The sequence below is a fragment of the Alkalihalobacillus trypoxylicola genome (genome assembly GCF_001590785.1).
Lineage (GTDB): Bacteria > Bacillota > Bacilli > Bacillales > Bacillaceae_D > Alkalihalobacillus > Alkalihalobacillus trypoxylicola.
On the sequence record NZ_LTAO01000003.1, the window covers coordinates 91,996 to 107,316 of the forward strand.

A 15,321-nucleotide genomic window follows, 5' to 3' on the forward strand; every position below is an offset into this window, starting at 1 on the left:
CCTTACGAAAAAATCTTCCATTCCTTCGGAGTTTGATATTTCTCCCATTCCACACTTAACAGCAATAAGGGAGCGACTCCCATTAAATGATTGCTTACCACCTTTTCACTCATATAGTATGGATAGGATCCATCTCGATACTTCGGGTATCCTCCTAGCCCTGCCCCTTTACAAATTTGATGCAAATGCACACCTTTTTCATCCTCGGTTACAAAATAATTTAAAATACCCTCATAGGCACTCTCCGCTGCTTTTTGTGGAATACCTGATAAATAACCTAGCCTAATTCCCTTTAAAATAGAGTAAGTAATCATGCATGAACCTGAAGATTCTAGATAATTACCTTCTCTGCCATTCTGATCCATAACCTGATACCATAGACCACTACGTTCTTCTTGAACGGCTATAATAGCATGTACGAGTCTCTCAAAAATCCCCATGATTTGACCCCGTTTAGGATGATCCACAGGAAAATGCTCTAAGGAGTCGACAATGGCCATGACATACCAACCAACAGCTCTGGACCAAACATGCAAGGACTTGCCTGTTACCTTATCGCACCAGCGTTGCTCTAAGCTCTCATCCCAAGCATGATGTAGAAGTCCAGTACTAGAGTTTCTTGTTACTTTCTCGATTAATAGAATTTGCTTGGCTACTTCATCAAAACCTTCCTCCATTTTGAACACTTTAGAGTATTCTGCTAGAAATGGGGAAGACATGTAGACACCATCAAGCCACATTTGAAAGGGGTATATTTTTTTGTGCCAAAATCCGCCTTCTTCTGTACGGGGCTGACCTTTTAATTGAGTATATAATAGCTCTAAAGCCTTTTTATACTTTAACTCCTGACTTTCTTCCCATAGATTAAATAAATTTTTTCCTTTATTAATATGATCTAGGTTGTATTCGTTGATTGTATAGCCATCAATTTTGCCCTCTTCTGTAATAAACAAATCAATATGATCCTTAACGATTTTATGGTAGTAGGGGGTCTCTCTCCATTCCGCATACCAATCAAATGCTTTTAAAGTCATACCAGCTACATAGCCCCATTGATTTCCTATTTTAGGGTGATAGCCGTCAACAAAATCCGCTTCAATTGTTTTTATTAACCTGTCAGCTAATTGTGTATTCTTCATGTAGACCTCCTTCTTTTTTTACAGCAAATTTTGAATATCTTCATATTGGACCTTCCAATAATCCTGTGGAAATCCTCTTATACCATCCTTGTTCACACTATAAAGCAACAAAGCTACAGCCGTTAAAAGTCCTCCGTTTCCTGGAAGATAGGCATATAAACCAGGACGTTGATAATTATGACCATTCATTAGGTACGTATTTTTTGTTTGATTCATCATTAGAAAATCGATCGCCATTTCCGCTTCGCCTAATCTTGCAGCGGTCATAGCGCACATCGGAAAATCCCAGCCCCAAGCTGATTCCCAATTCCATTCTGACTTCACTTTTTTTAAAGTATTCAACATGACATCTCTATCTACCATCGTCCCCGGTAAAATTCCTAGTGCGCCAAGCATAGAAGGATGATCATGATTTTTTTCCTCAAACGTTGTTGGACAATTTTCATGAGCCAAATAAACTCCTTTATTTTGAGGTAATGGTGCAAGTGAGTTGGCTACATGACTCCAAAGGGAATTTCCCTCCTCCTTTAATCTTTTTGCCCATTCAATCGCTATCTCGAGCCCATATTTCCAATATTCTAATTCATAGGGTGGATTTAAGCTATCCTCCATTCGATGACATTCTTGTGCTGGTATTAAAGGAGGGCCTAATACGTAAACTTCCTTTTCATCGTCCCATTTAGCAAACGAAACTAAAAAGTCGGCAGATTTGTAAATGATTTCTTTATATTGTAGTAGGATATCCTTCGACTCTCTAGCTCTATAAAGAAGCTCTGCTAAAGCGATCGGATGAACTTGCTGCCATATTAATCCCGGTGCAACAGGTGAAGGAGTTTGTTGTCCTGTATGAGCAACCATCTTTGGCCACCTTATTCCTGTATAACCTTGTGAACTCGCTAATTTTTCTCCTTTTTCCTTCATTTCTATATACCAGCCCATACTTCGCTCTAATATGTCGGCTCGGCCCCATAAAGGGAAATGAGAAGCATGCCACCAATGCATTTCTAAATGGGCTTTCCCAAACCAGCTGTTATACATAAATCCCGTCTCTTGCGGTGGCAAAGAGCCTCCACTATGGATGGCACACAAATATTGAGATAAAACGATTCTCCTTTCAAGCTCATGTGCTCTTCGGTCTTTACTACCAGAAAAATCTATGCAGCCACCTGTTAACCAAAACGCTTTCCAGTAGTCGTTACTTTCCCGGCATACCTCTTTGAACGAGCATGTTGATGGATCGTCCTTTGAAAAGCTGGTGATAAAGGTGAATTCATCTATTTCTTTATTGGGTTGCAAAGTAAACTCGTGCTCAGCCGTCTGCTGTATACTTCCTGAGCTCCATGCCCATTTCACTTGATATTGGTCATCATCCATTTCCCTTTTTACTGTAGCTGTGTGAGAGTCCAGCTTTAATAAGGTCGATTTGTGCTGTTCATCATTTCCATAATGAAGTTGGATCGTTTTGTCCCAGCTTTTATGGGTCATATTCGGGTTAGGAAAAACAGTACTTACCTGTAATTGACCTGTTTTTATTAAAGGAGATACGATATGTACCGCTATAATATCTTCAGTGGGATGACAAACCGTTTGAACTTCTACTGGCGTATCATCTACTAAAAATTTACTTTTTATTAAACCTTTTGAAAGCTCATGAACTTGATTAATCTTTGAAATTTGCTGTAACTCTACCTTTTGCCCCTCTTCCGTATAAAGCTGTAAAGACACTCTTCCTAATTGTAAACGGTGAGGATTTTGTCTGAGCCAATGGTAGGCCTCCTCTTTATCCTCTGCTTTCATTGGATAAGGAACCTCTCTGTCATAGGTTTTAAAAGATTGATAACGTATATCCTGTTCCGTATAATAATCTTCCCCATGAGTGGAGTGCCACCCCCAATTTGATTGAGTACTTATAGGGGCTTCATAGTGCTCTGAGAACGTTTGTAAACCTGTAAAATCAACACTAAATCCAAGATCACCGTTTCCCACTGATAGTGGTGCTTTTGGTTCAACGCCTGTAATTCTAGGATTATGTCTTTCTACGACTTTTAATTTATCCATCCTAACCACCTCAGTCCATCTTTCTTACATGTTTATTTTCTGACAAATATTTAAATTGACCTCTATATTTACCTGGCGTAATATTTTTATATTTCCTAAAAACTCGTATAAAGCTATTTTCGTGCTGGTAGCCTACTTCATTGGCAATATCCGAAATTTTCTTGTCAGTACTCATCAGTAATTCTGTCGCTTTTTCTATTCTCAGGCTTGTAAAATATCCATAAATCGTATCATTCATTTGTTCCTTGAAGATTTGGCTCGCTAAGCTCACACTTATATGGACAGATTCCGCTATTTCTTGGATACCTATAGGCTCCTGAATTTGTTTTTTCATAAACTCTATCATCTGATTACAAATCATATACTCTTTTTGCTGCTGAATTTTATTAAACTCCTCCGCTAGCATTTGTGAGCAGCTTTTTAAATCTAGTATGATATCTTTTAAATCCATCGTTTCATACTCTTCAAGTGCTTTTGATTGTTTCCTTAATGCATGACTCATTGAAATATCTAATACCTCTTCTTTAATAGAAGCCAAAAAAGTAAGGGCTTTCAAAGGATCATATGGCTGTTCCTTAAGCTGCTCATTTAACGAGTGAATCCAATGAGAGGCTTTGTTTGAATTGCCAGAACGGATTATATCTATTAAAGATTCCTGAGGTACATCCACTATTACAGTACTCTGTTTTTTTTGATTTACATATTGATCATAATCATTTAAACTTCCATATCCATTAAAGATTCTTAGATATAAGCTATCTCTTGCTTCTAGCATCTTGCTTTCCAATAACCCAATATCTGTTTCACTTTTACTCATTCCGATTGAGATATTAAACTCAAGCAATTCCTCTACTAAAGCAATCGATCGTTTTAAAGGAGATATTAATTCCTTCCTATTGAAATGCCCTTTTAACAGAACGGCTGCTTTATCTTTACCTAAATCTACACACTCACACGTACCATGGTTACTTAAGACTTCAGACAAAATATTGGTAATGGCGAATCGTAATAATGAATAATCTGATTCAGGAAATTGATTAGACCATTCTTGATAATGATCAATGGATGCAATGATAAAAATATAATGGTCTTCCTCCCACTTTTGAAAATACAAATTCCATTTTTCATAGACATCTTCTTTACTCTTCATATTTCCTCTATAAATATCATTAAAAAATTTCGTCGTCGCTTCCATTTTTACTTTTTGAACCATTCTAGACAAATAAGTGTGGTCACTTATTAAATCAGTTGCTAAGTTTTCTAGCTGGGTTAAATCACCCATCCCTTTACGATCTTCATTGAGCTTAAATAATTTCTTTAAACGACGTATCGGCTTAAAGGCTTGATTGTTCAAATAAATAATCGAAAGCAATCCCAAAATTAATGAAATAGCAGAAACGATAAATACAGCATTTCGGATATTTTTTGATTTAGCTAATAAACTATCCTGTGAAACAATCGAAACATAGTTCCAGTCAGTAAGCGATGAGCTCATATTTGTTACTAATAATTTGTCTCCGTTATGAACCATTTCCGTTATTTTATCTGATTGCAAATCCTCTAGCTGATTAATTGGTATCGACTCTATCGTTTGATTTGGTTTTTCATATACCATTTCATTATTTTGATCGGTAATATACCACGTATTATTTATAGTAGAGTGATAGGCAGGAGTTAACTTTGAAAAGAGCTCTCTTTGATCGAGATTAATCGCTATAATTCCTCTAAACGATTGATTCATATTTATTTTCCTAAATAGAGTGATTTCTGATTGATGAGAAGCTTGCCCAAGTAGCACATCTCTTTTTTTCACAATTAACGTTTCCTTTTCAAGCTCATCCTTTACATCTATCCAATTCGAATCTCTAAAATTTAGTTTATTAGAGCTAAATCCTTGTGGCATAGCGACAAAGCTTTCCTGATTCAAGTCATAAATATAGATACTTTTAATATAGGGAGAATTTTTTATAACCGTTGATAATAATTGATAAATTCTAGTTACATTTTCATATGAATTTTGATAAGGGCTTTTTAAGAAATCATTGATACTTGGCTCTAGTGACAAGTTAATCGCGACTTGATTCGTCTCTTCAATATACGTATCAATTAATTCCATATTTATTTGTAGCATTTGTTGTTGAGGCTCGTGTAATTGATCTTGTAGAACACTTTTAGATGAATAGTAGGAGGCTAAGCCAACCGTGAGTATTAAAAAAAAGATGGCCGTACTAATGAGAAGTACTAATCGTGTTTGAGTATTTGACCAGATGTTTTTTGTCCATCTAAAAAGTGATCGGGGCATGTTCATTCCTCCTTTTTCAAAATTATATCACATACCCCACCTATTATTTCATTACTCTAAATATTCAAGTATTTCATTAGCGGCTAACAGAACAATTCCGACACCATGAGGATCATTTATTTTCCATGGAAGGTCATATTTATAATAATGATTAGAAAAAGAATAGCTAGAACCTTTGCATATAGCAAAGATATTTCCACCTTTATCGATTGCTTTTTGGCATAAACCATTCCAACCGTCTATCGCAGCATTTAAATAGCGATTTTTTTCACTATCTTGAAACCAGCCTAATCTTACTCCTGCTGAGAAAGCATAAACAAACATAGCCGTACATGACGCTTCCTCATAGGATTCACGGTCCGTTAAAACCTGTGACCACAAGCCATTCTCACCTTGCTCTTTAATAATTCCTTCACTTAACTGTATAAAAAACTGATGAATGTCATCATATAAGTCATGGTCTGTATCTAACACTTTTAATAATTCAGTAAGGGAGAATAGAACCCATCCATTCGCTCTTCCCCAAGGTGTATTTGTTCTTTTCTCCTTTTTCACATGATAGACATGTGACATTAATTGAAGCTCTTCCATATAAAGATATTTTTTATAAAGTAACAATTGTCGAGCGGCTTCATCAAGAAAACGGTTATCGCCCTTTAATTGTGCATATTGACATAAAAATGGAACACTCATGTACATATCATCACACCACATGGTTTGATGCATGCTAGGAGATACTCCAAACTTTCGATAGAGTGTACGATCATTTAAGCGACTTTGCTGATTCATTATGTAATCAGCTATTTGATCCGCTATTTCTTCTGCACCTTCGAGCTTTCGATATCGATGAGCACGTAACATAAGCGAACCAAAAGAACCGCAATCATCTAGACTATCGATATCAGCTAGCTGATTATTAAGCCCTGGTGCCCCAAACTTTTCTTTGTCCCATAATGAATAACGATAAGTCGATGTTGCAAATTCAACATGACTTAATACGTACTCTTCAATATCCTTTCTTTTGAACCTAGCACTAATCTCCAACAGACCGTAGAGAGTTACTCCTAATGGATAATTCCATTTTCCAAAATGTTCATTTTCTAAAAAAGGTCGTATGCTAGCATTTTTTATTTCAGGAATCCATCTCCTATTTCCTAAAGTGAGAAAAGGCGGCTGAAACCATTCCAGGCAAAACTCTTCTGACTGTTCAAAGTACCCTAAATAAAGCCAGGGACTTTTTAACCCCTTAACCTGCTGTGGAACTTGAAACAATGACTGTGAATCATGAGTAAAGGTAAAGCCCCATGCTTCTTCTCCACAATAAGAGATGATAACCAAATCATGCACACCCCTAGGAACCTCTAAACTAAATGTAAAATCCCCTTCACTTATTAAATCATATACTGACTGATGATTAATTAAAAAGCTCGTTCTTCCATAGCTGTAACCTGAAAGAGTAATAGAATTCCTCCCACTCTTATTATTCAGCTTAGTCCAAGCATAGGCTTTACTATTTTTTTTCATCCCATAGAGCTCAGCTAGCTGTCCTTTGTATTGGTCCTCTTTGATTTCCCTTGGATACCATGTTAAACCGGAATTTTTCTCAAGCTGAGAATGAAATAGGACCTCGTTCATGTCTGCTTGGTGACTAAATGTAAAAATCCAGCCCTCTTCTCCGTCTCTTTCTTTCGTTGGAGCTAAAAAATGAAAAGGTTGATTCTTTCGATTAGCTGTACCAAATATCGCTCTACACCCATGAATATCCTTTTCCAATTCCAAGATAAAATGATTCCAGCCTTTCTCTAATAAAAGAGACCATTTAGTATCAACTTCATTTTCACTCTTATCTGTTGCAGCACTCCATACTTTAATGCTATTACAAAACAGCTTCACTTTACCTGTTGCCCTAATTGAAAAAGGAAAACTTCCCTTTTCATCTCTCCATAGTTTCGCCCATGCATAGACTTTATCGCCGATATTCATTTCTGGAAGCATCTGGTCAAAAGGAAATTCGTAGCGATGATCAGCACGCTTTTTAATATCACTATGACGAGTTATTCTATAAACAGGTGGTAATGAAGGATGGTTTCCAATATAGTTTTGAGCGATTACTGAGGCCATTTTATCTATTTCTGAACAGGCAACATAGTGATTAATGCTTTCGTTTGGTAGAAAATAACCTTTTTCACTCATGTCGAACACTCGCTTTTTCCTTACTCAATACCTCTTCGATTGTAATAGGTCGATTCTTATGAGCAGACTTCCAAACCGCTTCTCCTACTGCAACTGAATAAGCTCCATCTCTAGCGCCTGATAACCTTTGATAAGGTTTATTCTGACGTTCGCCTAAAAAGAGGTCCTCCAATAACAAAGGATCGCCGCCCCCATGTCCACCCTCTCGATGAACAACATGTATGATTTCTTTTGAACCAAACAATGGATAATAATCAATCGTTTGTACTGGTGTCGGAAAAGGTGCCCGTTTTGGTGCATGATATTCGAGCGTCTCAATTCTTCCCTTTGTCCCATTAATAGCAAGACGGTAGCCTTCATATGGTAAAGAAAAATTGACAGAATAGCTTAGTAAGGCTCCTTCTTTATACTTAACAGTTGCTGTGTAGGTATCCTCAATATTAATTTCAGAATCAAAAATACATTGATCAGGTCGATATTCTGAATAAGGAAAATTCCCTTGCTTCCCTTCTAGCATTACTAAATGTTCATCCTCCACTTTTGCACGCTTTAGCCTATTATTCCACCTAGAATAATACTCACAGTCCTCTGTTTCAAGACAAGTTCCACAATGTCGATGGTCTTTTTTGGAAGGATTAAGTTCTCCTTCTGAACCATAATAATTTAAGGCTCCGTAAGCAAATACCTCTTCTGGTACTTGGTCAATCCACCAATTGACTAAATCAAAATGATGTGTGCTTTTATGGATCGAAAGACCTCCAGATAGATCTCTATTCCGGTTCCAGCGTTTGAAATAGCTTGAACCATGGTGAGTATCCAGATACCAATTCAAATCTATTGATGTTACTCTTCCTATTTTCCCGTCTAAAATTAATTCTTTAATCTTCGTATGAACCGGTGTATAGCGATAATTAAAAGTAACCGTGACCTTGCCTTTACTTTTTTTCTCAGCTTCTATAATAGCGCGACAGTCTGACCCTCTAGTAGCCATAGGCTTTTCTGAAATGACATCTAGATTATGCTCAAGAGCGCTAATAATATATTTTGCATGAGTATCATCGCGACCAGCTACGATAATAACATCGGGATTTGTTTCTTGTATCATTTTTTCAAATTGATGCTCTTGATAGGATTGCACGTGGTGATGCTTAGGAAATCTTTCCCTAAAAACTTCAAAACGAAGTTCATCATAATCAAGTATTCCTACGATTTCACTGTTAAAGGAAAAATCATTAATAATCGGTTTTGCAAACATTCCTAAAGCTCTGCCGCTTAATCCACATATTGCATACTTTGTTTTCAACAACTAACAGTCCTTTCACTATAAAGTCTATGAATAGAGGCGAAGCGATTAGCTCCGCCGCATTGTCTAATTTAATCGCTCATACCATTCTTGAACATTAGCTGTTACTTGCTCTCCTCCTGATTGGTACCAGCGATCCACAAACTCATCAAACCTTTCTAGTGGCCATTCACCAATGACAATCTTGGTTAAATATTCTTGAAAAAGCTTATGTGACTGAATATCTGGATAGCCTTCATATACAGTAGATGGTAAGCCATCTCCGGCAATTCTCCTCGCATCATCTGTGCTTACTTCAAAGATATCCTTCACCATCTGCTGCTGTTCATCAGGAAATGTTTGCTCAATTCGTAAATCCATATCTTCTTGTGTGGTTAGGTTTCTCATACCTAAAGCAATTGGAGTTTCATCTGTAGCAGGAATCAAAACCTTTTCTCCATCTATTACCTCATGCTGTGCACCTTCTATACCAAAACGAATAAAATCATCGAACTCAGAGTCATAGAAAAAGTCTAATAATTGTAGTGAAGCTATCGCTTGCTCCTCAGAAGCCTTTGGAATCATCCATTCTGGCTCGCCCATACTTTTTTGTGTAATAAAGCCTTCAAAGCCTTCTGCATTCGGCAAAGGCATTCCTACCACATAAGCATTTGGATCTCCTTGTTTCATCGCATCATATCGTTCACCTAAATTGGCAGGTAAATGATACCAGCTTCCAACGAGATTATTATTAATTTTTGCTGTCCATACATCGCTTTTATTCAAAAAGGTTTCTTGATCTAATAATCCTTCTTCATATAATTCTCTAATAAATGCAATAGCCTCTCTCATATTTTCAGTAATTCCAGCGTATTGAATTTCATCTTCATAAATATCCCATTCTGGCTGTCCTTCCCACATAGCTACCCCAAACATCGAAAATAAATGATCCATCCATGTTCCAAACTCTCGACCAGAGGTGGGAATTTCATCTCTCTGACCATTTCCATTTGGATCTTCATCTCTAAAGGCTATGAGCATCTCTTTATACTCATCCACCGTTTCTGGCATTTCCAGTCCAACATTATCTAACCAATCCTGTCGAAGTAAAGCGGCTCTTTCAGGAATCATGTATACCTTTGGAACATAGTAAATATGTCCATCTGGAGTTGCTGACCTTACTACATCCCAAGCTTCTTCAGGGATACTATTCCATACATTTGGTGCATATTCAGGTAACAAATCCTCAAGTGGAAGAGCTGCACCTTGTTGGATGAGCGTCCTTTCCATCCCTCCAATTGGTCGGAATATATCTGGATAATCCTCAGAAGCAAAAAGCATATTAATATATTCTGTCGCATCAGAACCAGCAGGTGGAGTCATTAATTCATATTCAACCCCTGTTTCCTCTAAGACATACTGAACATGAGGGTCATCACTCCCTGGTAAGACACCTTTTGATAAATGACTTTTGAACACTCGAACATGCTTACTTTCTTCTTCAGTATCATTCGTGGTTTGCGTATTGTCTGTTTCGGTGCTTGAGCACCCAACTATACAGATGAACGATAATAGAAGTAAAATTCCAGATAACCAACGCTTATTTAGATACATAAAAATCCCCCTTATTTTTTGGTTGTCCTATTAATCCTTTAAGGATCCGAGCACGGCACCTTTTACAAAATATTTTTGTAGGTAAGGATAAACTAAAACGATTGGTACCGTCGCAAAGATAATCGTTGCAGCCTTTAATGTCGTTGTGTTAAAAGCCAATTCATTCATAATTAAGTTAACCGCTGCGATTTCTTCCGGCGCCTGAAAATATTCTCGTAGCCTTAATTGAAGAGGATATAATTCAGGTGAACGAATAAACAAAATCGCCGTTTGAAAGGTGTTCCAGTAAGCTACTGCATAAAATAAGCTAATGGTTGCTAATACCGGTTTAGAGAGCGGTAAGTATATTTGAAACAAAAGTCTAAACGAATGGCACCCATCAATTTTGGCAGCATCATCAAGCTCACTAGGAATTCCCATAAAGAACGTTCGAACAATGACCATATTGAAGGTACTAATCAGTCCAGGAATGATTAAAGCCCATGTTGTATCCATAATTCCTAACCCTCGAACGGTTAAAAAGAAAGGTATCATCGGAGCGTTAAAAATCATCGTAATCACAATCATAAACATAATGGGCTTGCGGAGCATAAACTCTTTTCTCGATAATGGAAACGCTGTCATAACTGTGAATAACATACTTAAAAAGGTTCCAAAAACCGTTATATAAAGAGTGACAGCAAAGGATCTCCATAATACACTATTTTTTAAAATATGTGACCAAGTATCCAATGTAAAATCAACTGGCCATAAAAAGACTGACTTTGAATCTGCGGCAATTGGTGAGCTAAACGATACAGCAAGCAATTGTAACAATGGAAGGATCATTGTTAAAGCCAGTATTATTAGCACTGAATAATTGAAAAATTCAAATATTTTTTCTCCCAATGATTTTCTCATTACCACAACCCCTGTTCCGTTTTTCTTGCCATTCTGTTAAATATCCATAATAGAGTAAATCCAACTAGTGACTGAAATAATCCGATTGCAGTTGTCATACTATATTGTCCTTGCAATACACCCGCTCGATAGACATACGTTTCAATAATATCACCAACAGAGTACGTCATAGGTGTTAGTAAATTAAATATTTGATCGAAGCCTAGCTCTAAAAAGTTCCCTATATTAAGTAAGAACAAGATTAGAATGGTTGGGAACATTAAAGGTAATGTAATATACCGCATTTGCTTCCACCTATTTGCACCATCAATAACAGAGGCTTCATACAAACTCGGATTGATTGCAGTAATGGCCGCTAAATAGACAATCGTCCCCCAGCCGATATTTTTCCAAACACTTGAAAGTACTACAATACTTCTAAAATAACTTTCCTCTTGCATAAATAAAATCGTTTCTGCCCCAAACCATTCTCGGACAGCATTTACAACCCCTTGAGAGGATAGTAATTCAAATACAATTCCACCGACAATAACCCAAGAGAGAAAGTGAGGAAGGTAAAATAAACTTTGAACTGATTTTTTAATAAATCTCACCCTAATCTCATTAAATAAAAGAGCCAATATAATCGGTGCAGGAAAACCAAAAATCAACAAATAAAAAGCAATTAAAAAAGTATTTCGAAGAACTTGATAAAAATCTTGATAAGTAAATAAATGAATGAAATTATCCAATCCAACCCATGGGCTGTTCCATAATCCATTAAAAATTTGATAATCTTGAAATGCTATAACACTACCTAATAATGGAACGTATTTTAGAACAATATAAAATACCACTCCTGGAAGGATCATTACATAGAGCATCCAATGTTTTTTAATATTTTCTAATAATGATTCCTTTTTGTTAGGGACTATTTTTGTATGCCCTTTCATTTCTACGTTTGTTAATTTCAAATAGCATTTCCCCCCTTTAAGATATTTTCTATCCCCTCCTCTTCGTAGCACTTTTAAGCCTAGCAAATGGAAAGTGGATGAGTAACCCAACTATAGCTAGCTAGTTTAAAAATAACAATCAACAATTGAAACAATTCGTTAACCATTTAAAGATATCCACTAATTTATTGTAATTGTGTGTTCATTTAAGAAATGTTTATCATAAATAAAAGCACAAAAAGACAGCTATTGGCCCCCTTAACCCCTGGAAATAAGATTCGAATATTAAATGGACTTATTGTTCATTCATTTTTATAGTTCTGCCACTTACTAACACCTAGCTTTTTAAACTAATCATTATAATCATCCTGCCTTCTATTCCTCAATTCATTTGGTTTTTCATTATTAATAAAACCGCTTTAAATAAAATACCCTTTTTCATTCACTCTTTTTTGTATAAACTTACTGTTTTTAATAAGAATATAAAGGCTAGGAGAAATAGAAAAAAAAGGAGCTACACAATGAACAGGTTTAATATGAAAAATTCATTTATGGTTTTGGCTATTTTGATAAGCTTTTATTTTAGTATGAACAATCATACTTTTGCGAACGAGGATATACATCAAGAAGTGGGTACCATTGAGCCAAGTACTTTCATTAATAATCAAGAGCTTACTAACCTAAAAGATGTTTCTAATGAGAACGTACGTCAGCTTCAGCAACCAGTAGATCTGAATGAATTACAACGTAGATATCCAGATATTGTGTTTTTAGAAGACCCCAATAATACTCAAAATCAAATTGCCTTAACGTTTGACGACGGTCCCGATCAACGATTTACAAATGATATTTTAGATATTCTTCGAGAATACAATGTTCCAGCTACTTTTTTCTTACTCGGGTCCAGAGCTGTTGCATACCCTGAAATTGTTACTCGTATTCAAAATGAAGGACACATCATCGGCAACCATACATATTTTCATCCAAATTTGGTCGAAGAAGGAGATTTAGCAACTCTTGAAAGAGAAGTTTCGAGAACCGAAGATGCTTTATACGAGCTTATAAACTATCGTACCTCATTGTTTCGACCACCTTATGGATTTTTATTTAACGAGCTAGTCGAGAAGGTAGCTGAATTACAATATGATGTAATCGCTTGGTCTGTGGACTCATTAGATTGGCAGGAGGAACCACCAGAAATTATTGCTAACAGAGTTATAAATGAAGTCAATGCTGGCTCGATTATATTAATGCATGATGGAGCAGATTGGGATGGAAATCGAACCAATACAATAGAAGCTCTTCGTCAAATCATTCCTACCCTACAAGAGCAGGGATACAATTTTGTAACCGTACCTGAATTATTAAATATACCTTATCAAAAATAGATAAGGTTAACCTCTTCGTAGATGAATTACGAAGAGGTTTTTTCGGTTGGGTAAGGGTTTAAATTCATATAAAAAAATTAATTAATTTTTTATATTCATGTGTTATATTTTTATTACATGTGTTAAAATTAACTCAAACACAAAAAGGAGGATGAAGGTGCAAGTTACTGATGAAATTGCCACAAAATTATGAGTCAGCAATCACAAAATGGAAATCAATTACTAGCGACGTTGGAAGCATTGTCTAACCCTCATCGAATGAGGATAATTTCTATCCTTCTTTTAGGCAGACAATATGTTAGCCAGCTATCAAGAAATGTTGAATTAAGCCGCCCATTACTGTATATGCATCTAAAAAAGCTTGAAGCTGCAAACTTAGTAAAATCAGAATTAGAGCTTTCAGAGGATGGAAAAGCAATGAAATATTACGAATTAACAAATTTTAGCTTTACGATTACCCCTGAAATTATAGCCGAAGCCACAAAAACATTAACAATAAAAAAAGGAGGAAGTAGTAATGAATGATTTCAACATTTTTGGAATAGGCGGAATGATTTTTTTATTACTGATTATCGCTCTAGGTGTCATTGTCATCGTTTCATCAATGAAGGTGTGGCAAACCAAACTAAAGTCTACCAATGAGCAATCCTATCAAAAGCTAAGTGAAGATATGATAGAATTACAAAAACAATCTAACTTACACCAAGAGAATATTAATCAACAGCTTACACAAATGAACAGCCGTTTAAAGGAAGTCAGTCGCTTTTTAAAAGAAGTTGAATAATTTTTATTGGAAAGTAAGAAGATTTTTATTAGTTCTTTTTATCGGATAGCTTAAATGTATAAGGAATGTTGCTTTCAGCCTTCTAATGATTGATTTAGGAGGCTGTTTTTTGTTTTTGAGCTTTCTTTTTGGTCCTTTTTCTAGGTTTCGCTGCTTTTTCGGGTGGATAGGGCTTTCCCTTTTGACCCTTTTCTTGGCTCACCACCTTTTTCAGGTGAATAAAGCTCTTCCTTTTGACCACTTTCCTGATTGCATGCTCTTTTCGGGTGAATAGAGCTTTTCCTTTTGACCCTTTTCCTGGCTCACCAACTTTTTCGGGTGAATAGAGCTCTTCCTTTTGACCCTTTTCTTGGCTCTCCAGCTTTTTCGGGTGAATAGAGCTCTTCCTTTTGACCCTTTTCTTAGCTATTCAGCTTTTTCGGGTGGATAGAGCCTTCCCGTTTAAACTCCCAGCGCTTTTACTCCTACTACAGTTGAACAGTTCGTTCCCTTTTGACCCTTTTCTTGGCTCACCAACTTTTTCAGGTGAATAGAGCTCTTCCTTTTGACCCTTTTCTTGGCTATCCATCTTTTTCAGGTGAATAGAGTTCTTCCTTTTGACCCTTTTCCTGGCTCTCCAAGTCAAGTCTATATTTATGTGTAAAAGAATTCACAATGAGTTGATGACTTTGTTAGGCTGTTTTTAAGTCGAATCTGTCTTGGGCGTAGTCATACAAACTAAAGATGTTT

General features: G+C 36.3%; 11 protein-coding genes. 3 read left to right on the forward strand and 8 right to left on the reverse strand.

The window, feature by feature from the left end; translation table 11 throughout:
* Window positions 1–2: 2 nt before the first annotated feature.
* The 8 genes from AZF04_RS03965 to AZF04_RS04000 form a co-directional block, all read right to left on the reverse strand.
* On the reverse strand, window positions 3–1,139 hold the full coding sequence (locus AZF04_RS03965; protein ID WP_061947660.1) for a glycoside hydrolase family 88/105 protein: 1,137 nt from the start codon (window positions 1,137–1,139) through the stop codon (window positions 3–5).
* 18 nt (window positions 1,140–1,157) lie between these two features.
* Window positions 1,158–3,197 carry a hypothetical protein gene (locus AZF04_RS03970; protein WP_061947661.1) on the reverse strand — a complete coding sequence of 680 codons (2,040 nt, stop codon included), beginning with the start codon at window positions 3,195–3,197 and terminating at the stop codon, window positions 1,158–1,160.
* A 10-nt stretch (window positions 3,198–3,207) separates the two neighbouring features.
* The gene (locus AZF04_RS03975; protein WP_061947662.1) at window positions 3,208–5,499 is read right to left on the reverse strand and encodes an AraC family transcriptional regulator; all 2,292 of its coding nucleotides are present in this window, start codon (window positions 5,497–5,499) and stop codon (window positions 3,208–3,210) included.
* A gap of 51 nt (window positions 5,500–5,550) precedes the next feature.
* Window positions 5,551–7,692, reverse strand: coding sequence for a glycoside hydrolase family 88/105 protein (locus AZF04_RS03980; protein WP_061947663.1), 2,142 nt, complete (start codon window positions 7,690–7,692; stop codon window positions 5,551–5,553).
* Window positions 7,685–8,995, reverse strand: coding sequence for a Gfo/Idh/MocA family protein (locus AZF04_RS03985; protein ID WP_082795290.1), 1,311 nt, complete (start codon window positions 8,993–8,995; stop codon window positions 7,685–7,687). Before AZF04_RS03985 ends, AZF04_RS03980 begins: the two co-directional genes overlap by 8 nt.
* Window positions 8,996–9,061: 66 nt before the next feature.
* Complete coding sequence (locus AZF04_RS03990) at window positions 9,062–10,588, reverse strand: extracellular solute-binding protein (protein ID WP_082795291.1); 1,527 nt, start codon at window positions 10,586–10,588, stop codon at window positions 9,062–9,064.
* 30 nt (window positions 10,589–10,618) lie between these two features.
* Entirely contained in the window at window positions 10,619–11,488 is an 870-nt protein-coding gene (locus AZF04_RS03995) for a carbohydrate ABC transporter permease (RefSeq protein ID WP_045478144.1), read from the reverse strand.
* Window positions 11,488–12,420: an ABC transporter permease gene (locus tag AZF04_RS04000; RefSeq protein WP_061947672.1), complete on the reverse strand. Its 933-nt coding sequence runs from the start codon at window positions 12,418–12,420 to the stop codon at window positions 11,488–11,490. The genes AZF04_RS03995 and AZF04_RS04000 overlap by 1 nt, the downstream gene beginning before the upstream one ends.
* A gap of 521 nt (window positions 12,421–12,941) precedes the next feature.
* Here AZF04_RS04000 and AZF04_RS04005 point away from each other — a divergent pair.
* The 3 genes from AZF04_RS04005 to AZF04_RS04015 all read left to right on the forward strand — a co-directional run bounded on the left by AZF04_RS04005 (window position 12,942) and on the right by AZF04_RS04015 (window position 14,592).
* Window positions 12,942–13,808: a polysaccharide deacetylase family protein gene (locus tag AZF04_RS04005; RefSeq protein WP_082795292.1), complete on the forward strand. Its 867-nt coding sequence runs from the start codon at window positions 12,942–12,944 to the stop codon at window positions 13,806–13,808.
* 189 nt (window positions 13,809–13,997) lie between these two features.
* Complete coding sequence (locus AZF04_RS04010) at window positions 13,998–14,333, forward strand: ArsR/SmtB family transcription factor (RefSeq protein WP_061947664.1); 336 nt, start codon at window positions 13,998–14,000, stop codon at window positions 14,331–14,333.
* Window positions 14,326–14,592, forward strand: a complete 267-nt coding sequence (locus AZF04_RS04015) for a hypothetical protein (RefSeq protein ID WP_061947665.1) — start codon at window positions 14,326–14,328, stop codon at window positions 14,590–14,592. Before AZF04_RS04010 ends, AZF04_RS04015 begins: the two co-directional genes overlap by 8 nt.
* Window positions 14,593–15,321: the final 729 nt, after the last annotated feature.